Source organism: Aeromonas sp. 602396, assembly GCF_049173735.1.
GTDB lineage: Bacteria > Pseudomonadota > Gammaproteobacteria > Enterobacterales > Aeromonadaceae > Aeromonas > Aeromonas veronii_A.
This window is the reverse complement of sequence record NZ_JAAKSD010000003.1, coordinates 270,512-292,426: the sequence shown is the minus strand read 5'-3', so window position 1 is coordinate 292,426 and position 21,915 is coordinate 270,512. Positions and strand designations below refer to the sequence as shown.

General features: G+C 57.4%; 18 protein-coding genes and 2 tRNA genes. 10 read left to right on the top strand and 10 right to left on the bottom strand.

What is annotated here, in order from left to right; genetic code table 11:
• On the top strand, positions 1-5,800 hold a 5,800-nt coding region (locus G5229_RS06875), incomplete at its 5' end, for a type I secretion C-terminal target domain-containing protein (RefSeq protein WP_421208851.1).
• A gap of 70 nt (positions 5,801-5,870) precedes the next feature.
• On the opposite strand, the gene G5229_RS06870 is transcribed toward G5229_RS06875, so the two are convergent.
• Positions 5,871-6,365 carry a hypothetical protein gene (locus tag G5229_RS06870; RefSeq protein ID WP_216952967.1) on the bottom strand — a complete coding sequence of 165 codons (495 nt, stop codon included), beginning with the start codon at positions 6,363-6,365 and terminating at the stop codon, positions 5,871-5,873.
• Positions 6,366-6,550: 185 nt separating this feature from the next.
• Between G5229_RS06870 and G5229_RS06865 the strand changes: the two genes are divergently transcribed.
• On the top strand, positions 6,551-8,503 hold the full coding sequence (locus G5229_RS06865; protein ID WP_421205251.1) for an EAL and GGDEF domain-containing protein: 1,953 nt from the start codon (positions 6,551-6,553) through the stop codon (positions 8,501-8,503).
• 56 nt (positions 8,504-8,559) lie between these two features.
• Here the strand turns inward: G5229_RS06865 and rraB are convergent, their stop codons facing one another.
• Positions 8,560-8,895: a ribonuclease E inhibitor RraB gene (gene rraB / locus G5229_RS06860; RefSeq protein ID WP_033114697.1), complete on the bottom strand. Its 336-nt coding sequence runs from the start codon at positions 8,893-8,895 to the stop codon at positions 8,560-8,562.
• A gap of 265 nt (positions 8,896-9,160) precedes the next feature.
• Here rraB and G5229_RS06855 point away from each other — a divergent pair.
• From G5229_RS06855 to G5229_RS06840, 4 genes are all read left to right on the top strand, one after another.
• Positions 9,161-9,236: transfer RNA gene (locus tag G5229_RS06855), tRNA-Phe, on the top strand.
• Positions 9,237-9,240: 4 nt separating this feature from the next.
• Positions 9,241-9,316, top strand: a tRNA-Asn gene (locus G5229_RS06850).
• A gap of 426 nt (positions 9,317-9,742) precedes the next feature.
• The gene (locus tag G5229_RS06845) at positions 9,743-11,017 is read left to right on the top strand and encodes an alpha/beta fold hydrolase (protein WP_421208850.1); all 1,275 of its coding nucleotides are present in this window, start codon (positions 9,743-9,745) and stop codon (positions 11,015-11,017) included.
• A gap of 350 nt (positions 11,018-11,367) precedes the next feature.
• Positions 11,368-12,093, top strand: coding sequence for a carbonic anhydrase (locus G5229_RS06840; RefSeq protein WP_421208853.1), 726 nt, complete (start codon positions 11,368-11,370; stop codon positions 12,091-12,093).
• Between the two features lie 86 nt (positions 12,094-12,179).
• On the opposite strand, the gene G5229_RS06835 is transcribed toward G5229_RS06840, so the two are convergent.
• The gene (locus G5229_RS06835; RefSeq protein ID WP_421208849.1) at positions 12,180-13,088 is read right to left on the bottom strand and encodes a pseudouridine-5'-phosphate glycosidase; all 909 of its coding nucleotides are present in this window, start codon (positions 13,086-13,088) and stop codon (positions 12,180-12,182) included.
• Positions 13,082-14,173, bottom strand: a complete 1,092-nt coding sequence (locus G5229_RS06830; RefSeq protein WP_421208848.1) for a PfkB family carbohydrate kinase — start codon at positions 14,171-14,173, stop codon at positions 13,082-13,084. The genes G5229_RS06835 and G5229_RS06830 overlap by 7 nt, the downstream gene beginning before the upstream one ends.
• Positions 14,174-14,377: 204 nt before the next feature.
• Here G5229_RS06830 and G5229_RS06825 point away from each other — a divergent pair, with 204 nt between their 5' ends.
• Positions 14,378-14,830: an RNA methyltransferase gene (locus G5229_RS06825; protein WP_216954310.1), complete on the top strand. Its 453-nt coding sequence runs from the start codon at positions 14,378-14,380 to the stop codon at positions 14,828-14,830.
• 18 nt (positions 14,831-14,848) lie between these two features.
• Here the strand turns inward: G5229_RS06825 and G5229_RS06820 are convergent, their stop codons facing one another.
• Entirely contained in the window at positions 14,849-15,598 is a 750-nt protein-coding gene (locus G5229_RS06820; RefSeq protein ID WP_216961110.1) for a substrate-binding periplasmic protein, read from the bottom strand.
• Between the two features lie 193 nt (positions 15,599-15,791).
• On the opposite strand from G5229_RS06820, the gene G5229_RS06815 reads away from it, so the two are divergent.
• Complete coding sequence (locus G5229_RS06815) at positions 15,792-16,223, top strand: universal stress protein (RefSeq protein ID WP_216952973.1); 432 nt, start codon at positions 15,792-15,794, stop codon at positions 16,221-16,223.
• Positions 16,224-16,299: 76 nt separating this feature from the next.
• Here the strand turns inward: G5229_RS06815 and G5229_RS06810 are convergent, their stop codons facing one another.
• From G5229_RS06810 to crp, 4 genes are all read right to left on the bottom strand, one after another.
• Positions 16,300-16,929 (bottom strand): murein L,D-transpeptidase catalytic domain family protein, encoded by a 630-nt coding sequence (locus G5229_RS06810; protein ID WP_216952974.1) that lies wholly within the window; start codon positions 16,927-16,929, stop codon positions 16,300-16,302.
• A 176-nt stretch (positions 16,930-17,105) separates the two neighbouring features.
• Positions 17,106-18,212 (bottom strand): porin, encoded by a 1,107-nt coding sequence (locus tag G5229_RS06805; protein WP_216952975.1) that lies wholly within the window; start codon positions 18,210-18,212, stop codon positions 17,106-17,108.
• A gap of 343 nt (positions 18,213-18,555) precedes the next feature.
• Complete coding sequence (locus G5229_RS06800; RefSeq protein WP_216952976.1) at positions 18,556-19,356, bottom strand: putative RNA methyltransferase; 801 nt, start codon at positions 19,354-19,356, stop codon at positions 18,556-18,558.
• Positions 19,357-19,481: 125 nt separating this feature from the next.
• On the bottom strand, positions 19,482-20,120 hold the full coding sequence (crp, locus tag G5229_RS06795) for a cAMP-activated global transcriptional regulator CRP (protein WP_005335304.1): 639 nt from the start codon (positions 20,118-20,120) through the stop codon (positions 19,482-19,484).
• A gap of 300 nt (positions 20,121-20,420) precedes the next feature.
• Between crp and G5229_RS06790 the strand changes: the two genes are divergently transcribed.
• Together G5229_RS06790 and G5229_RS06785 are read left to right on the top strand one after the other, a co-directional pair.
• Positions 20,421-20,825, top strand: a complete 405-nt coding sequence (locus G5229_RS06790) for an OsmC family protein (RefSeq protein ID WP_216952977.1) — start codon at positions 20,421-20,423, stop codon at positions 20,823-20,825.
• Between the two features lie 97 nt (positions 20,826-20,922).
• The gene (locus G5229_RS06785; protein ID WP_216952978.1) at positions 20,923-21,219 is read left to right on the top strand and encodes an MliC family protein; all 297 of its coding nucleotides are present in this window, start codon (positions 20,923-20,925) and stop codon (positions 21,217-21,219) included.
• Between the two features lie 159 nt (positions 21,220-21,378).
• On the opposite strand, the gene G5229_RS06780 is transcribed toward G5229_RS06785, so the two are convergent.
• Positions 21,379-21,912, bottom strand: a complete 534-nt coding sequence (locus G5229_RS06780; RefSeq protein ID WP_216952979.1) for a DUF4136 domain-containing protein — start codon at positions 21,910-21,912, stop codon at positions 21,379-21,381.
• Positions 21,913-21,915 lie beyond the last annotated feature (3 nt).

Sequence of the window (21,915 nt, the reverse complement as noted above, 5' to 3'; positions counted from 1 at the left end):
GGCGATCCTGGACAGCGACAACGCTGACCTGCCGGGCATCGACCTGGCGGCGATTGGCGATGGCAACCTGTCGGTGGCGGAAGCCAAGGCGGTCGAGCTCAAGGGCACGACCAGCAACGTGGAAGATGGCCAGAAGGTCACCCTGACCGTGACCGACGTGAACGGCAAGTCGGTGACCTTCGAGGCGACCGTGAGCGGCGGCAAGTTCAGCACCACCGTAGACCTGGGCGCCAGCGGCCTGGCGGATGGCAAGTTCACCGTGAAGGCGGACGTGACCGACCAGGCGGGCAACCCGGCGAGCGACAAGGAAGAGGCGATCCTGGACAGCGTAGCTTCCTCAGCACCGACCGTGACCATCGTTGATGACACGAATAATGACCAAATGCTGACCAAGGCCGAGATTGGCAATGATCAGATCCAGGTACGTGCCGGGATCAATCACGCAGACCTGGTTGCGGGCGGCAAGGTGACGCTGACTATCAACAATGGCGGGGTGAACAGCACTGTCCAATTGACGCTCAAGGCCGATGGCACCCTGCTGTCAAGCAATGGCAAGAGCTACGGCTATCAGAACGGCACCATCAGCTGGACGGAAACGACCCCGGCCAACGGCAAGTCGCTGACGGTGACGGCGACCCAGACCGACAAGGCGGGCAACGTCTCACAGCCGGGCAGCGACAACGCGCAGATCCTGAATGAAGCGCCGGAGACGGCGAACAAGCAGGCAAACGGCCAGGAAGATGCAGCCAGCATCGCCATTCCGACCCTCAGTGGCAGCGACATTGATGGCAACGTGGTGAGTTTCACCATCAAGAGCCTGCCTGCCAACGGCATCCTCTATCTGAACGGGGTTGCGGTGACAGTGGATCAGAGCATTGCGGTAGCGGACGCCGGCAACCTCACCTTCACACCGAATACGAACTGGAACGGCAACACCAGCTTCAACTATGCGGCGGTAGACAACGACGGCGCCGTGGATGCGAGTCCCGCAACCGTGACCATCAAGGTGGATGCGGTCAACGATCTGCCGACGCTGACCATCTCCAACGGGGTTGTCGTCTCTGAAGAGGGGTTGGCAAACGGCATTGCCGACACGGTCGGCAATCCGGATACCACCAATGCCATCAAGGCGTCCGGTACCCTCTCGGTGGGCGACATCGACAGCAGCACACTCAACATTTCCCTGAATGGACCGGCCGGGCTGACGTCCGGTGGGGCAAAGGTCCAGTGGAGCTGGGATGCGGGCAGCAAGACGCTGGTTGGCTACACAGGGGTGATTGGCGGCGCCGATTACAAGGCTGTGGTCGAGGTCAAGCTGACGGCACCCAATGCCAGTGGAAAGGGTGAGTGGACCTATGACGTGACCCTCAAAGGTCCCCTCGACCACGGGGATACGACCTCGGAAGACAAGTTGTCGTTCCAGCTGGATGTGGAGGTCTCCGATGGCAGCGGCGTCACCAAGGACAAGCTGGATGTCAGCGTTGAGGACGACTCCCCCATTGCTGACAACAACGATGCCGTTTCCGTGGTGAAGACCGATATTCCGAACGTGCTGACCGGGCTCTTTGACCTGACCAAGTACAGTGGCAACCAGAGCACTCTGAACATGGCGGGCTTTACTATCAGCGCCCTGGGCTTCAAGTCGGCAACAGACTCCTCACTGGTAACGGCGGTGGTCAACGGTTCCAGCTCGGGGCTGGGCGTGGCCAGCGGAGCTGCGCCTTACCACAACCTCGCCAACGAGATTGACTTCCGTCACTTTGCCGACGGATCGTCCGCCTCCGAGCAGCTGATCGTCAGGCTGGATGCGGGCAAGGTTGCCTACGGCGCCAACATCAAGTTCAGCAAGATGTTTGGCGGCGAGCTGGAGAGCGGGGTCGTGGAGTTCTATCGCGGTGGTGTACTGATCAGTACCCTGGTATTCAACTCCAACGCATCGGGTGGGGAGTTCAACCAGAACTTCCAGGTGCAGCAGGGTGGCTTTGATACCATGGTGATCAAGGCGACCAACAACGGCAGCACCAATACCTCCGACAACAGCGACTTCACCGTACAGAGCATCGAGTTCCTCGGTTCCAACACGGCGCAGGCAATTGCCTATGGTTCTGGCACCGTGACCCCGCAGTGGGGGGCGGATGGCAAGGGCTCCATCGGGCTGGTAATGGACCCGGCAACCTTCGAAAATGGTCTGCGAACGGCTTCCGGTTCTGCCATCGCCATCACCGCCAGCGGCGCTAATACCCTGGTCGGGGAGGATGCGGACGGCAACCTCATCTTCAAGCTGGAGTTTACGCCGGCCACAGGCAAGTGGGAGTTCTTCCAGTATCAGCGCATGTCCAAACCTCTGGGTGATGGCGACATCGACTTCCAGGTCCGGGTGGTGGATGGTGACGGCGACGCCAGCATTGGCTCCTTTGCAACCAAGCCTCTCTTCACGCCGCTGGTTCAGGGAGTCTCCAGCGAGAGCGTAACCGAAGGGGGCAATCTGCTGCACAAAGTCACCCTGTCAGATGCAACCCAGGAAGCGACTGAATACGATTTCGCCATTCGTGGTTCGGGCAACAACCCCGCCTCCAACCAGGATTGGGGCAATGCCCAGTTCAGCAATGGTGTGACCTATAACAGCACTACCGGCAAGATCACGGTACCAGCCGGCGTGTCGGACTTTACTGTGACCATCCCGACGGTGAACGATCGCTTGGTCGAAACGAACGAGACCCTCTCGGTGACCATCGGTGGGCAGAGCGGGACCGGCACCATAGTGGACAACGATCGGGCGCCGGTGACCACGGGTGGCTACAGTGCCGGCAAGGAGGACGCGCCACTGGTGCTGAAGTGGGCCCAGTTTGGTGCCAGCGATGATCAGGCCGCTTCTGACCTGAGCGTGCAGATCAACACCCTGCCGCTGAGCGGCAAGCTGGAATACCTGAACGCTGCTGGTCAGTGGATTGCAGTGAAGGTGGGGGATCTTGTCTCCTACGCCGATATCGACAGCGGCCATCTGCGCTTTGTGCCTAGTCTCAATGAATCCAGCAGCAATGCCCTCAATGGTGGCGGTACGACGACGGGCAACCAGCAAGGGGACTACGCCACTCTGGGTTACCAGATCAGCGATGGTGCCAACCTGAGTAACTCAGGCAAGCTGGTGATCGATATCACGGCGGTCGCGGACAAGCCGGTGGTCGACATCAGCCTGACCGGCAACGGCGTCCCGCTTTATACCCAGTACCCGTCGTCCGGCATCTCCACCGGGGCGTTCCAGAGCAGCAACTTCAACAAGGGCAACTTTGGCATCACCAATAGTCTGACCGACAGCACCACCAGTCAGGATCAAGTGGTGGGCGGCAACGGCAATGACTATATCGTCAGCGTGAAGGGCGGCGGCGATTACTTCGTCGGCGGTGCTGGCAATGACGTGCTGGTCGGTGGCAACTCCACCTCAGGTGACACCCTCGACGGCGGTACCGGCAACGATATCCTGGTGGCCGGATTGGGTGGCGACACCCTGTTTGGCGGCGCCGGTACCGACCTGGCCGTACTGATGGGCTCGCGTGCCAACTATGTCATCGAGCGCAGAAGTGACGGCGGTTTCAACTTCCTGGTGAAGGAGAACGGCGTCACCATCAGCAAGTCGCTCTACGACATCGAGTTGGTGCAGTTTGATGACGGCATTTACCAGTTCAACCAGACCGACGGCACCCTGACGGCGGTACAGCCGAGTGTGGTGGATTACCCGCTCGAGATCACTGCTTCCCTGACCGACCGTGATGGTAGCGAGCAGTTCGACAGCCTGGTGCTGACCGGCATGCCGACGGGGTCGACCCTCTATCAGGGCTCCACCGTGCTAGGTACCGTGGGGGCCGATGGCACGCTGACGCTGACCGGTCTGTGGAACCAGAGCGCGTTGGACGTCAAACTGACCGGTCTGACCCTGCGGGTGCCGGGCAGCAGTGCCGGCCAGTTCGACCTCAAGGTAGAAGCCATTGCCAAGGAAGTGGCGACCGATCAGACCAGCAGTGCATCGGATCAGGATTCGATCCGCATGAGCTACTTCCTTTCCACCGAAGGGGAGCCGGGCGATCAGAACCGCACCTATGGCAACGAGCACAATATCGTGGTCGGGGATCTGGATGGCAGCGTGGTACTGCCGGGCCAGAACTACAACATCGCCTTTATGGTCGACAGCTCGGGCAGTATCGGCACCAGCGCCATGAACACCATCAAGAGCCAGTTGGCACAGATCTTCGCCAGCCTCAAAGCGAGCGCAGGTAGCGAAGGGGCTGGTACAGTCAACATCATGCTGGTTGACTTTGATGCTCTGTCGAATGCCAGTATTAGTGTGAACCTGAAAGACAGCAATGCCTTGAATCAGCTGCAGGCTGTAATCGATTCCATGAGTAGCGGAGGGGGGACCAACTATGAAGATGTGTTCAAGACGGTCGCTAACTGGTTCAGTAGTTCTACGGCTCAAAGTAACAGTAATGCCAAGAATCTGTCCTATTTCATTACCGATGGTCAGCCAACTTATTACCTCGGTAACGAAGGCTCCAACCCGAGGGTATTGAATTTCTCAGGTAGCAGCTATGACGTCTATCTCAACAGTCTGCTTGGTGGCACCTATATTCCGGGTCGGGTATATAGCTCCAATGGCTACACCATCATCGACAGCGCTGGCCGAGTGTATGCCGATGGTAGATACAGCAACCCGATCGGTTTTATGCGTCCGGATGGTAGGGGGGGATATACCTACTCAACACTGGATGGTGATGGCGGCACTACCTCCAGCTCAACTATCAATAACTCGGTAGCAGGTTTTGGGCTGCTTACTGGGATGGGGGTTACGGTAGAAGCGATCGGACTGGGGGCCAACATCTCCTACAACGATCTCAAGTCCTATGACTCTGACGGCGTCATCATGACCGGCGTCAACGCCAGCGATTTGGCCAACGCCATCTTGGGCACCTCGGTGAATAACCTGCCGGGCAGTGACCGGATCGACGGCGGTGCTGGCGACGACATCCTGTTCGGGGATGCCATCCACTTCGCCGGTATCAACGGTGAAGGCTACGCGGCCATCAAGCAGTATGTGGCCGGCAAGCTGGGCGCAGGCTCGGTGACCGATGCCCAGGTCCATGACTACATCACGGACCATGCCAGCGAGTTCGATCAGTCCTCCAGCAATGACAAGGCGGACGTGCTGATTGGCGGGGATGGCAACGACATCCTGTTCGGTCAGGGTGGCGATGACTTCCTGTTCGGTGGTGCCGGCAACGACATCCTGTTCGGTGGTGCCGGCAACGACACCCTGTATGGCGAGAGCGGCAACGATACCCTGTACGGTGGCAGCGGCAACGATACCCTGTTTGGTGGTATTGGCGACGATAACCTGATCGGTGGTCTGGGCAATGACATCCTGGTTGGCGGGCTTGGCAATGACATTCTCAAGGGGGATAGCGGTGCCGATACCTTCACCTGGCTGCAGGGCGATACCGCCGCAGGCAGCGTTGCCAAGGATTACGTGGTCGACTTCTCCAAGGCGGAAGGTGACAAGCTGGATCTGAGCGACCTGTTGGATCACGACGGTTCTCGTAACCAGAACGATCTGAAGAGCCTGCTGTCGGTGTTCCAGGACAATGAAGGGGTACATCTACAGGTCAAGGAGAGCAGTACTGCGTCGGTGACTCAGGAAATAGTGCTGATGAACCATACTTTCGATAGTCTGACGGGGGGGGCAGGTACTACTGCCAACCAAGTGATCGATTACATGTTGACCAACAACATGCTCGATATCGACAAGTAAGCCCAACTCGGGACAGTAAAAAAGCGGCAGAGCAATCTGCCGCTTTTTTTATCTTGGCAGGGAGGCGAAATTAGTTGCCGAGTGTGGCAAACAGGCTCTGCTCAAGGGTGCCGCGGGAGACGCAGACCGGCTTGATGGACGGGGCTGATACGCGCTCGCCTGAGGATTCCACAAAGAACAGCTCGGTGTTGCCTTTGACGTTGACGGTGGCCACGCTGCTGTTGCCGCTCTGGGTGATGATCAGGTTGATCTGCAGGTCAGGGTTGCCCAGTGCTACTTTGGAACCCATGGTGCCACAGTCCAGCCACTCAAGTCCGTCGGCCGACTGGTTGACATTGGCGGTCATCAGGCCGGCACCGCGCTGACTGTTTTCGATGGTGAGGCCGTGGTCGGTGAACCACTTTTCGGCGCGAGCCCACACCAGATCCACCGGGATCGCCATCTCCTGGGTATTGTTGGTCGCCTTGGCGACCGGCGGGTTGTAGCGATACTCCTCACCACCGTTATTGTCGCCAGCACAACCTGCCAGCAGCAGCGCCAATGCGCACCCCATCATCTTTTTCATCTTGCTTCTCTCGTCCATTTATCAGGCCATTGGCCAACCGGTGCCTATTATCACCTGAGCGACAACCTCTGTCAGCATGCGTGCTGCATCGGTGTAAACGGAGGGGTTACCGGGGGTGCTTTACAAAATTGGTTTGCTATCATAGATTTGCTCGAAATTCCTCCATAAGCGCCCCTGTGACCAACATGCTTACCCCGGATCTGCTTCAGCAGATCATCGACCAGTTGCCAATGAGTATCTTCTGTCGTGATAGGCATGGTCGCTACCTGTTTGCCAATCGTGAATTTGCCATTGAGGCCAAGCTGGGTTCACCCGCCGAGGTGGTCGGCAAGAGTGATGCAGAGATGCCATGGGGCGATGTATTTCGTACCGAGGACGCGCAGTTGCTGACGGGGGGCGTTCCCTTGCTTCATCAACAGTTGCACTGTAATCGGGGTGGTGAGACCTGCTGGATGGAGGTGCACAAGATCCCGCTTTACACGGCTCAGGGTGAGCCATATGCCGTATTCGGAATGGTCAACGAGATTGCCCAGCGCAAGCACCTGGAACAGACGGTCAAAAAACAGCAGGTGTTGCAGCGTTTTCTGCTCGATGCCATCCCTGACCTGATCCGTTTCGATGATCACAACGGTGTGTTGCTGGAGTGCAACCAGGCGTTTCTCGACTTTATTGGTCAGGGGGCGGATGAGGTGCTGGGTCAGCAGCTGCCGTTCCGGCTGGCGGCACCCCAAGGGATGGGCCACGGCGAATGTTGTCTGCTGGATGCCAGAGGGCAGGGACGGCATATGGAGATCACCCGGGTCGATGTCCCCGATGGGGATGGTCACTCCCTCGGGATCCTGACGCTGGGGCGCGATATCACTGGCTTGCGCACCACTCAGGCACAGTTGCAGCAGGAGCAGCACTACGACAGCCTCACCGGGCTGCTCAAACTCTCCCGTTTCTTGCAGACCAGCCGCCATTTGGGGTGCCGCAGCGCCACACTGGTGCTGGTCGATCTGCACCACTTTCGTGAGGTTAACGATCGCTTCGGGATCCGGATTGCCGATCGCCTGCTGAGCCAGGTGGCCAAGCGACTACAGCAATTGGTTCCGCCGCGAACCTTGCTCTGCCGGGTGGCTGCCGATGACTTCTGTCTGTTACTCCCCGATTTCAACGAGCCGTTGCAGGAATGGAACCAGCATCTGCAGCAGCAGTTGATGGAGTACTATCAGGTGGAAGAGCATCGTATCCAGATCCCGGTGTTTCTGGGGCTGGCTCAGGGGCGGGCAAGCGATGCCGAGCGGTTGCTCAGCCATGCTGAAGCGGCGCTGGCGCAGGGCAAGCGGCAGCAGCAGTACTGCACTCTGTTTGATCCGGCGCTGCACGCCCGGCTCAAGCGGCGTCAACTGATCGCCGCCCAGTTACCGCTCGCCATCAAGTCATCCCAGCTCGTTGCCGTCTACCAACCCATTATCAGCAGCACAACCCATCTGCTTTGTGGTGCAGAATTGCTTTGCCGCTGGCCGCATCCTGAATTTGGCATGATCTCGCCGGAAGAATTTATTCCACTGGCCGAAGAGATGGGGATCATCGGCCAACTTGGTCAGCTGATGCTGGAGTTGGGGTGTGCTCAGTTGGCCCAGTGGCAAACCGATCAGCCGGATATGGTACTCTCCATCAACCTTTCGCCGTTGCAGTTTCGTGATCCGGCGCTCTGCAAGCTGGTGCAGGGCTGCATTGCACGTCATGGTCTGAATGCAGGCCAGCTGGAGCTGGAGATCACTGAAGGAGTCTTGATGGAGAATGCCGATGAGATCGAGACCAACCTGGATAACCTGATCGCCGCCGGTTTTCAACTGGCCATCGATGATTTCGGTACTGGGTATTGCTCGCTGGCCTATCTGCCAAGGCTCAAGGTCGCCACGCTCAAGCTGGATCGCAGCTTCACCCAGGGGTTGGTCAGCAACAGTGCCACCACCGCCATCGTGAGATCGGTCATCGGACTTGGCCATGAGCTGGGGATCTGCATTACTGCAGAAGGGGTGGAAACCGTCGAGCAACAGTTGTGGCTGACCCAGGCGGGGTGTGATCGGCTACAGGGTTATCTGTTCAGCCCCCCGTTGTCGCCCGAGCAGTTTGCCGCCAGTTATTTGTGACAGTCTGCAATAACAGAGAGGCCACCCGCAGGTGGCCTCTCTGTTTGTGGCAGGGATCAATCCTGGAAGTAGGTGCCCCAGCCATCGTAGTCCACCCCATATTTTTCCAGGATGGGCAGCATCTTGGCGATATCGGCAACGATCGCTTCGACATTCAGCTTGCACTCGATGGTGGCATCGAAGCAGAAGATGGTGGCGCCGTCATCCAGTTCCATCTCTTCGGCATCGGTCACTTCAAAACCGGCCTTGAACAGGTCAACCGCTGCTTTTTCCAGACGGTCGAAATCCTGGCAGGCGAAGTGGTGCTCGATGTCGTAATCCGCATCGGGATTGCTGCCATCGGCCAGCAGTTCGTTGACGATCTCGGTGGTCTCTTCACGCCACTCTTGCATATTCAGACTCATGTTGCCTCCAGGCGGTATCATTGCGGCAAAGCATACTCGCAGAGTGGATTCGGCTCAATGTGGCAAAGCTATAGAGGCCGTGATTTCCCGCGGTTTGGTGATCATTCATATATGAGGCGGGTCACGGTTAGGCAGATTTCTGCTCCGAAACGGCTAATAACCGTTCATTGCGTTCAGTTGTTGAGCGAACGTGCTTTTTATCGTGCCATCATGGTTGACACCCTGCGCTGGAAAGGGTTTAATGCGCGCCGTTGCCCAGATAGCTCAGTCGGTAGAGCAGGGGATTGAAAATCCCCGTGTCGGCGGTTCGATTCCGTCTCTGGGCACCACAATTCCTCCTTAGTTCAGTCGGTAGAACGGCGGACTGTTAATCCGTATGTCACTGGTTCAAGTCCAGTAGGAGGAGCCAAATTCGAAAAGCCCGCTCAATCGAGCGGGCTTTTTCATTTCTAGTTGCTGTTGCATGCTGCCAAAAAGAGCGTTGCGCCACAGGTGGCACTGAACAGCAGCATTCCGGTCTGCAGCATGCTGCCAGGGCATGGCTTCTTCTCTCTTTTTCTGGCCCTGATCCACTTCGGTTTCATCACATTCCCTTATCTATTTTGTCGGCCTGAATGGCTGCACTCCTGTACAGGCGAACCATCTTTGTTGAATGGCGCCATGGCGTCAATCTCCCTCGCAAAACAATCAATTCAGCACCGTTGAAGAGCGGCTTGTCGGGTGATGTTTCGACCTTTAAGCCATTGTTAACATTTTGGAAAACCTGAGTGACCCCAAGGCAGGGCGGGGATATGATGGGATCAATGATGTTCCCATCCTGACGGAGAGATCCCAGATGAGCAGCCCCTTGAGCTATGTACTGGACGGCATTCATTGCGAGCCGCACTTTTTTACCGTTCCCCTCGATCATGATGAGCCGGATGGTGACAGCATTACCCTGTTTGCCCGTACCCTCTGCCGTAAAGACAAGCTCGATGAGAAGTTGCCCTGGCTGCTGTTTTTGCAAGGGGGGCCGGGATTCGGGGCGCCGCGCCCGACGGCTAACAGTGGTTGGCTCAAGCGGGCGTTGCAGGAGTTCAGAGTGCTGCTGCTGGATCAGCGTGGCACCGGGATGTCGAGCCCCATCCATGGGCATATTCTGGCCAAAATGACACCGACCGAGCAGGCGGAGTATCTCAGCCATTTTCGCGCCGACAGCATAGTGCAAGATGCCGAGTTCATCCGGCAGGAGCTCAGCCCCAAGCATCGCTGGAGCCTGCTGGGGCAAAGCTTTGGCGGCTTTTGCTGCCTGACCTATCTCTCGTTTTTCCCTGACAGTCTGCGGGAGGTCTATATCACCGGCGGTATCGCGCCGATCGGCCGCAGTGCCGAGGAGGTTTACCGCGCCACCTACCAGCGGGTGGCCGACAAGAACCGCGCCTTCTTCGCCCGCTTCCCCCACGCTCAGGGGATTGCCAACCGGCTGGCCAACCATCTGCACCAGCACGATGTGCGGCTGCCCAACGGTCAGCGCCTGACGGTGGAGCAGTTCCAGCAGCAAGGACTGGATCTCGGTGCTACGGGTGCCTTTGAGGAGCTTTATTACCTGCTGGAGGAGGCCTTTATCGGTGACAAGCTGAGCCCGGCCTTTCTCTATCAGGTGCAGAGTATGCAGCCATTCAATACCAATCCGCTGTTTGCCATCCTGCACGAGGCTATCTACGCCGAAGGGGAGGCGACTCGCTGGGCGGCAGATCGGGTCAGAGGGGAGTTTCCTGCGGTGAACTGGGCGCCCGGCAAGGATTTCGCCTTCACCGGCGAGATGGTTTACCCCTGGTTGTTCGAGCAGTTCCGCGAGTTGCTGCCCCTGAAAGAGGCGGCTCATCTGCTGGCCAACAAGGCGGACTGGGGGGCGCTCTATAATCCGGCCCAACTGGCCCGCAACCAGGTGCCGGTAGCATGCGCCGTTTATGCCGAGGATATGTATGTGGAGTTTGATTACAGTCGTGAGACCCTGCGTGGGCTTGGCAACAGTCGCGCCTGGATCACCAATGAGTATGAGCACAACGGTTTGCGTGCCGATGGTGAAGCGATTCTTGATCGTCTGATCGCCCTGAATCGCGACCGTTAATTGCCGTTATCGGCAACCATCGCGGGAGCCCGTACTCCCGCGATGGTTGTGATGGATGGTTGTTATGAAAGCGTGACACCCTGAACCTTGTCCCGCACCTGCCAGTGGAGGAGTGGATAGCCGACTGATTAATTTCCCCCTCTTTCACTGTCTCTGCCGATCCCTCACCATATACTTGCCAAACGACTCTGTATTGAGCCGCGGTCAAACCGATTGACCAGCCCGTGCTCATTACCATTAGAAAGTCGCTCCGATGCTCTGTATCCCGCGTATCAGATATGCCATCTCTGCATGCCCCGCTATCCGGGGGAGGGGATGGTCGTGCTTTTCAATCAAGATAAGGATGTATGATGAGAAAGTCTCTGTTGGCCTGCTCCCTGTTGCTGTGCCCTGTCGTGTTTGCTGCCACCCCCCATTGGGAATATAGCGGTGAGGTGGGGCCTGCCCACTGGGCCAAGCTGACCCCTGAGTTTGGCCAGTGTGCGGGTAGCAATCAGTCGCCGGTTGACCTGAACGGATTGGTCGAGGCCAAACTGGCCCCGCTGGTACTCCACTATCAGGCGGGTGGCAACACAGTGGTCAACAATGGTCATACCGTGCAGGTCGGTTATGCCCCGGGCAGCATTTTGCAACTCGATGGCACCAGGTTTGAGCTCAAGCAGTTCCACTTCCACGCCCCGAGTGAAAACCTCATCGAGGGCAAATCCTATCCGCTGGAAGGGCATCTGGTGCACGTCAGTGACAAGGAAGAGATCGCCGTGGTGGCGGTGATGTTCGAGGCTGGCAAGGCCAATCCTGCGCTGGCGGCAGCTTGGAGTGCATTACCTGCCAAGGTGGGGGAGATCCAGGCCCTCAAGGCGCCGCTCTCTGCTGAGCAACTGCTGCCGGAAAGCCATGACTACTATCGCTTCAGCGGTTCCCTTACTACGCCCCCCTGCTCGGAAGGAGTGCGCTGGCTGGTGATGAAGCAGCCGGTTGAGGTCAGTCAGACCCAGATCGACGCATTCAAGGCGGTGATGCACCACCCCAACAACCGGCCGGTGCAGCCACTCAATGGGCGCGTGGTACTGCAATAACACAGCGTTGCAATAGCGCTGCAGATAGCAAAAACAACAAGAGGGCCGCGAGGCCCTCTTTTACATGGCGAGGTATCGGCGTGCGATCACAGGCTGGCAGCGATCCGGGCACCGAGGGCCGCGTTGTTCAGTACCAGCTGGATGTTGGCCGCCAGCGAGTTGCCGCCAGTCAGCTCGCAGACGCGAGCCAGCAGGAAGGGGGTTGAGGCCTTGCCCTTGATCCCCTGCTCATCGGCTTCACGCAGCGCTTGGGCAATGGCTGCGTCGATATCGGCTTTTGGCATGGCGTGTGCGCTCGGGATGGGGTTGGCCACCACGGCGCCGCCCGCCAGTCCCAGCTCCCACTTGAGGCGCAACGCCTCGGCGATGGCTGCCGGGGTATCGAGGCGATAATCGACCTTGAAGCCGCTCTCGCGGGTGTAGAAGGCGGGCAGCTCCTCGGTTTGATAGCCGATCACCGGTACCCCCTGGGTCTCCAGATACTCCAGGGTCAGCCCGATATCGAGGATCGACTTGGCACCGGCACAGACTACGGCTACCGGCGTTTGTGCCAGCTCCTGCAGATCGGCCGAGATATCGAAGGTCTCCTGCGCGCCGCGATGTACCCCGCCGATCCCGCCGGTGGCAAAGACCCGGATCCCCGCCATGGCGGCGATGATCATGGTCGAGGCGACCGTGGTGGCCCCCATCCCCTTGCGTGCCAGCACGAACGGAATGTCGCGGCGGCTGCACTTGGTAACCGCATGGCCAGCCCGACCGAGGGCCTCCAGCGCACCGGCATCCAGTCCCACCTTGAGGCGGCCATCGAGGATGGCGATGGTGGCTGGAATGGATCCGTTATCGCGCACCACCTGCTCCACCTGACGGGCCGTCTCCACGTTCTGCGGATAGGGCATGCCGTGGGAGATGATGGTGGATTCGAGGGCAACCACCGGTTTGCCAGCAGCTAGCGCGGCAGCCACTTCCGGTTGGATATCGAGGTAAGCGTTCAGCATGAGTACTCCTCCAGTATGCGGTCAACGGCGGTCTTGCTCAGACCGGAAAAAACGGTATCGGAACAATTGACGGTGAGGGCGGCGCAGCCCAAGGCAAAGCGGGTGGTTTGGGCAATGTCGAGCTCTTGCAGCCAGGCGTGGGCGAGGCCAGCCATAAAGGCATCCCCGCCGCCGGTGACGTTGAGCACCGGACTACCCAGCACAGGCAGGTGGCCCTGTTGCTCGCCATCGCTGTAAAAGATCCCCTGTTCACCCAGACTGAGGAACAGTCGCTTGACCCCGGCGAGGTGGAACCAGGCGGCCACCATGGGCCAGGTTTCGGGCCCGGCGATGGTCATGCCGCACAACTGCTCGGCTTCACTGCGATTGGGTTTGAGGGTGTGGATCTTGCCGAGCCAGGGGCGGATCTTCTCCACCTTGGCCACCGAAACGGTATCGACAAAGATGGCGTGCTCTCCCTGCCGCTCGAACAGCCAGTCGAGGGTGTGGATGGCCAGATTGGTGTCGAGCACCCAAAGCCGGGCACCGCCGAGAAAGCCACCGAGCGGGGTCAGGCGGGCAGGGGTGAGCTGCTCTATGATGGCCATGTCGTTGATGGCGCAGCTCATTTCGCCGCTGCCATCATGCAGGCTGAGGTAGCAAGAGGTAGTGTGGCCATCGAGCACCAGGGTCTGGCGCACATCGACGCCGGCCCGCTGGCTTACCTCCAGCAGATGATGACCATACTGGTCGTTGCCGACCGCTGTAAGCAGCCGGGTGTCGCTGCCGAGCCGCGCCAGATTCTCGGCGATATTGCGGCCAACACCACCTGCCGAGGTGCGCACCTTGCCCGGGTTGGAGTCGCCGAGCAGCAGGTTGTCATGGCTGGTGCCACAAATATCCATATTGGCACCGCCGATCACCACTACGTAGGGGCCTTCTCGCAGTACATAACCTCTGCCTTGCACATATCCCTGCCGGATCAGGCTGGAGATGTGGCTGGCCAGCGCGGAGCGGCTGATGCCGAGGCGATCGGCCAGATCCTGCTGGGCAATCATGGGATCCTGACGCAGCAGGGCTAGGATCTCTTGTTCACGCTCAGTCATAGACAAACATCCATTTACAAACGTTTGTCCATTATTGCTGGGAAACGTTTGCTGGCTATCGGCTTGTACAAAATTTGTCGGCTTGCGCACAAAAAATCGACATTCAAAGCTGGGTTGGCAAGCGGTTTAGCCGGGGAGGGGACTTTTAACGGGTCGGTGGCCCTGCAACGGCTTATAATGGCCGTCGCAAGATGAGGAGAGATGATGGAAAAGAGTGCATTCTGCTGCGTGGGGTTGGTCAATCCCAAGTCCCCGGAAAATGTCGGTTCCGTGATGCGGGCTGCGGGTTGTTACGGGGTGGACGAGGTCTACTACACCGGCAACCGCTTCGAGCTGGCGCGCCGCTTTGCCACTGATACTAAGCAGATGGTGGAGAAGATCCCGCTGCTCGGGGTGGATGATCTGATGGCGTTTATCCCGCAGGGATGCGTGCCCGTGGTGGTCGATCTGATCGACGGCGCTACACCGCTCCCCGACTATGTCCATCCGGAACGCGCTTTTTATATCTTCGGGCCGGAGGATGGTACGCTCGATCCTGCCCTCTATGGCGCGGTGAAAGATGTGGTTTATGTGCCGACCAGTGGCTGTATGAATCTGGCGGCCTCGGTCAATGTGATCCTCTACGACCGCTTGGCCAAGGGAATGAGGGGAGAGTAATTAGCGCAACGTTATCATTCAGTCTGCAGGACTGGCAGCCACTTTCTGTTCCAGTTCTTCGATAAAACCCTGATAGTAGTCATAGAGCTGATAGTGCTTATAGATCTCTGCCAGACCCCCGCTGCGGATCAACTCAACCATTCCCTTATCCCAGAGCTGTAACATCCGGTTGCCTTGCTGGGTATCGGCAAAAATGGGATAGGTCGGGATCCAGCGCAGGAAGACGCGATGCAGCTCGGGAGGGATAGCCTCATCCACATAGAGCACGCCGGCAGTGAGGTAAAAGCGATATCGCTCTTTACCAAGCAGTTGCAGGGCCAGCTCATCGCTGTCAATTTCATGCCACTGCATGGTGACCGCAATGTACTTGTCGAATGCCCAGCCCCGCCGCCATATCACGGTTTGCCCTTCCAGACTTTTCTCCCCTTGCCACTGGGGTTGCCATTTCTTGAGCATGAACACGGTCAGGTCATCCGCTGATGCCGGATAGCGAGATTGCTGGACGCCGGATACTTCATCGCGATATACCCCCATGGCGATATCTCCCCCTTTTTTTGCAATGACAGCGAGAGCGCGCTTATAGGGCACAATATGGGGGGTTACCTGATAGCCGTGAGGCTGGTAGATGGCTCGCACCAGATCCAGATAGAGGCCTTTGCCATCCTTTTGACAAAAACCGGGCCAATCATCGCAATAAACGTCAATAGACTCTGCCCGGCAATTCGCCGCAGTGAACAGACAACAGAGCAACAGACAGATGCGTAGCATGGTCAGAGCTGGCCTCGCTGGGGCAGAGGAAAAAACACTGATACCCTACTTTATACCATGGCATTGATGGCGACGGCGTACAGAAAAAATCCCTGATGTTCATTTTGCGACAGGGTCGAGAGTTATTTTCAATCTGATGGTTATGATGAACTCAAGATTCAATAGTACCCCAATCAGTAGAGGAGACTGCATTATGCCATCGATCAAAACTCTGCTTTGTCCTGTCGATTTTTCCCAAATGTCCCGGGCGGTACTCGACTATGCCGTATTCATGGCGCAGAGCCATGAGGCCCAGCTCAAGCTGATCCATGTCGTAGACCAACTGCACGGCTTTGACAGTTACAAAATTCTTCATATGACAGCCGTTGAGATCACTCACGAAATGGAGCGTCAGGCCAGAGCCCAACTCAAAGAGCTGATTGCCACCCTGCCTATTCCGGCAACGTTTGATATTCGCTTTGGTAGGGCAGCGGATGAAATCATTATCCAGGCCAAGGAAGACGAGGTTGAGCTGATCGTGATGGGTAGCCACGGCCGCTCCGGTATCAGCCATCTGCTGGTAGGCAGCGTTGCCGAATCCGTGGTGCGTCATGCTCCGTGCCCGGTCCTGGTGGTGCGCCAATAACTCGTCCCGTTTAGTGTGAGAGCGTGACAAACAAGGCCAGCGATTGCTGGCCTTGTGTTTTATGGTGTTGTGCCCGCTAGCCGTGGGCGTAGATGACACTGCCCCCTTTTATGGTATCTATGATGGCCCTGGCTTGTTCCTTTGGCAGGGCGGGACAGCCCCAGCTGCGGCCCAGTTTGTCATATTTGCGCAGATGGTTTGGGCTGGCATAGGCGGCGCCATGCACCACGATGGCACGTTTGCGGGCATTGCAGTTTTTGCCGGGGCTGAGCCCATCCAGCCGCAGGGAGTAGCCATGCTTGCCCAAGTAGGTTTCTGCGGTACGATAGACGCCGAGGGAGCTTTGTCGGGAGTTGAGCTGGTTGGAAAAGCGCTCTGCGGCTAGTTCACCTGAGTTGCGGCCATGGCTTACCCAGGTGTGATAAAGCAGTTTGTGACGTTTCATGTCGATGACGAACAGCCTGCGCTGAGTCGAAGGCTTGCTGTAATCAATGATGGTCAGGATGGATTTTTGCTTGCTGCGTACGCTTTGATAGCTGACAAGGGCTTTTTGAAAGGTTTGTCTGTCGAGTTTGCCGGCCAGCCCAAGCTGCTGATAGAGGTTGCGCTCACTACTGGCGGCGCTATTCCCGCTCCAGCCGATGCTCACCAGCAACAGTAACACTGGCCACAGTGGCCCCCACCGTTTTCCGAGTAACTCTGTCATCCCTGCTCCCCTCTTTGCGCATCCTTGCTTGTCCAACGGGCTGAAATTACAGCTATCCGCTCGATAGTTATATGCAAGGTGCTGAAAACGCGCAATAAAAAACCGGCCGCAGAGCGGCCGGAAGAAATTCAAACAGTAGACATTGGTTTCACAGGGTATAACCGACAGTCAACCTTTTAGAAGTTGTACTGCAGGGCGACAGCAACAACGTCGTCGGTGTTCTTGCCCAGAGAGTTGGTGGACTTGCCATCAACAGAGTCAAGCAGGTTCAGCTTGTAGTCAACGTAGGCGTTGAAGTTCTCGGTAAAGTTGTACCAGGCACCGATGGATACGTACTCGGTGTAGGTGTCGTCAATGCCGTGGGCAGTATCTTTGACGTCAGTGCGCAGGTAAGCCAGAGAAGGCTTGAACTTGCCGATGGTGTACTGGGCAACGGCTTCGTAACCATCCATCTTCTCGGCGTAGCCGTTGTTGACGAACAGGTGGTTCTCACCGTGGGAATAGGTTGCCGCCAGATAGAGGTCGCCTGCAGCATATTTGGCACCGAAGCCCATCAGCTTGGCATCTTTCTCGCCGCCAAAGGCTGCGTAGCGGGCCTGTTCGGCAGTTTTGCCGGCCTGGTTGTATGCAGCGCCCAGGCTCAGACCCATATCGAAGTCATAGTTGGCAGAGAAGGCAAAGCCCTCTTTGGAACCAGTGCTGTTCCAGCTCTCACCGTTGTAGAGGTTACCGTTGAAGGACTCGGCAATGGCGCTGCGGCCAGCATTTTGCGGGTTATTGTTACCAGTGAACTGGGCACCCAGAGTCAGACCTTCGTAGTTGAAGATGTACTGAGCCAGACCGTTGGTACGGCCGGTACCGAATACTTCGGTATCTTTGCCCAGGCCATCACCACCCCATTCGGGCAGTACGTCGGTATAGTTGTTTACGGCCTTGGTGAACAGACCATCCTGACGGCCATAACTGAAGGCACCGAAGCGATCGTGCTGGATGCCGGCATAGGCGTAACGCAGTTCATCGTTGTCAGAACCGGAGGTCGGCAGGTTGTATTCGGCAAAGCCGAATGCCTTCATCTCGGGAGCGATCTTGGTCTCGCCAGCAACGTGCAGACGGAAGTAGCTCTGATCTCCTTCGGCGCTGTTGTTGTCAGTGCCGTAGTAGGCACCCTGGGCACGGCCACCGATATCCAGCTTGGTGTCGTTCTGGTTGTAAACGGTAGCAGCGTGGGCGCCACTGGCCAGCAGCAAGCTGGAGATGGCCATAGTCAGTGCAGACTTTTTCATATCCTTATTTCCTCTGATGTAAACACTTCCGAACCTGTGGTCGGTTCTATGGAAATCGGAAAGGGTCCGATAGCCACACGGTAGGCGCTTGAACCTTGACTGGGCCTGAATCTGTCGTCGTTTAATTTGGTGCTGAAGGGCGCTGTTGATACTGGATATGACGTTTTTTGACAGGTTAAAAAGAGATTAAATTCAATGAATTATTCTCTATTGGCTGTTTTGACATTAAAGCTGGCCTGACCAATAAGGTCGATGACTCAAGTTGTGAGGCGAATCACGAAGGGGGAGAAGAGTGGCGGGAGGAAAATGGGACAGGAGCACTTGCCGTGCTCCTGTCAGGCGGTCAGCTTGCTTTTTGCCACAGTGTCATCAGCAAATCCTGTTCCAGCTGTGCCGGACCTTGCTGGATAAAGGCATGGCGCTGTTCGCCGTTGGCGCGCCAGCCGAGACGGCTTGTCTCCAGAATAAAGGCGCGCATGGTCTGATCCATAGAGATAGGGAACTGGCAGCGCTCCTGGCTTACCAGCCGGAGACCGGCAAGCGAGGGCCAGCTTAAAGGGTGTTCCATACTCACCGGATTGAGGCTGACCCGCAGTTGCCACTGATGACGCGGGCCCGGCTGCAGATAGAGCAGATAGCCACCGGGGGCCAGCCAGCTGACCAGCTGTTCCGTCTTGACCTTGAGATCGTTGACCAGCAGCACCTGAGCAGAGCCCGGTTGCAACGGCGCGCGAGCGGGATCGGCAATGACAAACTGGCCGTCCGGCTGCGCTTTTTTGGCGGCAAAGATGGTGTTCTTGGCGATATCAACCCCAGCAAACTGCCAGCCGGGCAGGCGCTCTGCCAGCGCGCGGCAGTAGTAGCCTTCACCACATCCCAGATGAACCAGCTCTTGTGGGGCAAGGGGAGCGAGCAGGGAGGCCATGGCCTCGACCAGCGGCAGTTGGTGGCCGGCTTCCAGGAAATGGTGCTTGGCGCGCATCAGGGCACGGCTGTCGCTGTCTTTGGGGTTTTTCTTGCCGGGGATGAGATCCAGATAACCTTCCGGTGCCGGATCGAAGTGATGCTTGTTGTCGCAATAGCGCCCCTGGGAGGCTTCATGAAGATGGAGCGGACTGCGGCAACGGGGACATTGAAGGTGCATAGTAACTCTCTGGGCGAATGCCGGAACAGTGAAGGGCGTTCGGGATTATAGGGGAGAGGATCAAAAAAGGCTGCCGTAGCAGCCTTTTTTATCCCAAGGCCTCAGTCAGCCCTGCGGACGGGTCATCAGCGAGTGCCAAATACCACAATGGTCTTGCCGTGAGCAGAGATGAGCTCCTGCTCTTCCAGCATCTTGAGGATGCGGCCCACGGTTTCACGGGAGCAGCCGACGATCTGGCCGATCTCCTGACGGGTTATCTTGATCTGCATGCCATCCGGGTGGGTCATGGCATCTGGCTGCTTGGCCAGGTTGAGCAGAGTCTGGGCGATCCGGCCGGTCACATCCAGGAAGGCGAGGTTACCCACTTTCTGGCTGGTGTGCTGCAGGCGCTTGGCCATCTGGCCAGAGAGACGCATCAGAATGTCCGGGTTGACCTGGATCAGCTGGCGGAACTTCTTGTAAGAGATCTCGGCCACTTCGCAAGAGCCTTTGGCGCGAACCCAGGCGGAACGCTCGGGATTCTCGTTCTCCTCGAACATCCCCATCTCGCCCAGGAAGTCACCCTGGTTCAGATAGGAGAGGATCATCTCTTTGCCCTCATCGTCCTTGATCAAGACGGCCACAGTGCCCTTGACGATGTAGTAGAGGGTCTCCGCTTTTTCACCCGCATGGATCAGGGTGCTCTTCGCGGGATACTTATGAATGTGGCAGTGCGACAAGAACCATTCCAGGGTGGGATCGCTTTGCGGTTTGCCAATAACCATGAGAATTCCTCTGTAGTGTCTTTTTATGGACTTGTGCGTCCGGGCAAGCTGCCAATCTTGCCATTCCTTGTATTAGTCGCAGTAGGATAAGAGCCTTTGTCTGTGCTGACAAGGCTTTGCGCCCTTTTGCAAGAGCCCTTTGGGTAATGCCTGCTGCGCTGCTTCGGCCATTCTAGGGAAGATAGAGGTCGGAGATGTTGATTTTGATCTATTTCCATCCCAACTCCCCCTGTTCGGCAGAGATAAGCGACTGGGTTATGCTAGGGATCCATCATCACGATTAACAGGAGAGAGTGCGAGATGAAAGCCAAGGTCAGCTGGGTGGAAGGGATGAAGTTTGTGGGTGAGAGTGAATCCGGTCACAAGGTGATCCTGGATGGAGCCAACCCCGGTGAGGGGGCCAGCCCGATGGAGATGATCCTGCTGGCGGTCGGTGGCTGCAGCTCTATTGATGTGGTCTCCATCCTAGAAAAAGCGCGCCAGTCGGTGACCGCTTGTCATGTCGAGGTCAGTGGCGAACGGGTTGATAGCGTGCCCCGGGTTTTCGAGAAGATTAATCTGCACTTCGTGGTGACAGGCAAGGGATTGGCAGAGAAACAGGTGGCCAGAGCGGTCGATCTGTCGATGGAAAAATACTGTTCTGTTTCCCTGATGTTGGAAAAAGCGGTACAAATTACCCATAGTTATCAAATTGTTGAAGCTTGATAACTGACGATTGTTTCGTTGGTACCCTGGCATAAGGCCGTCACATGAGGCCTCTGCACAAGGCCATTACATAAGGCCATCACATAAGGAAAGTGCAATGAAAAAATTGATCGCTCTGCTTCCCCTGTTGGGTCTGGCGGCGTGCAGCAGCCCGCAACCTACCCAGTATCAATACAGCCAATACCAGTGTGGCGAAGAGATGCTGGCCATTACCTATGATGCCCAGGCTGACATGGTGCAGTTCCCCTATGCCGGGGTTTACCACAAACTGGCGCGTGTGGAGTCAGAGTCTGGCGCCAAATATTCTGACGGCCTGACCACCTTCTGGAATCAGGAGAAACAGGCGCTCCTCACCCAGAAAGGGGTTACGCTGCTGACCTGTACGCTCAAATAAGTGACCACAGATATCTGAAGGCGTGCAGCTTCGTGTCCCAGTCTGGCCAAGACCAGACTGGGACAAAACTGTGAGACAACTGTGAGACCACAAAAAACGGCTTGCCGGGAGGCAAGCCGTTTTTCTATCCATCCCTTTTCAATAAGCCAGCATTAACTGTTAATTGGTCGGGACGCTATGAAGCAGTTCGGCAGCGAGCTGCTGGCTGAGCGCCTGACGTTGGCTATCAGCAATGCTTACATCGCTGGTCAGCTGGATGATGCTGCTCCAGACTGCTTTCTGGGTTTTGCGATCGAGCAGCACTATGGCCAGCGAGCCTTTGCGCTGGTTGGCCGAGGCATAGACCCCGGGCGTCATGCCGAGGCGGGCGAAAATCTCGCCATCGCTCATATCCTTGCCGCCCGCGACGCCTATGGCGACCCACAGATCCGCCTCGTCGAGCGGCGCACTCTGCCACCCCTTGCCATTGAGCTCCCGGCTCACCGCCTGCTGCATCGGCTCCAGCCACCCTTCCGCCAGCTCACCGGCGAATTGATACTGCTCGGCCAGGGCGTAGCGCGGGGTTGCGCCATAGGTCCAGTTGCCAATCGGACGAACCAGCATGGTGCCGGACTCCAGCGTGGGGGCCGTCGGCCCGCTGCTGCAGCCGCCAAGCAGGGCGGCCAATACCACAGAGATAAACGCTAACCGCATTGT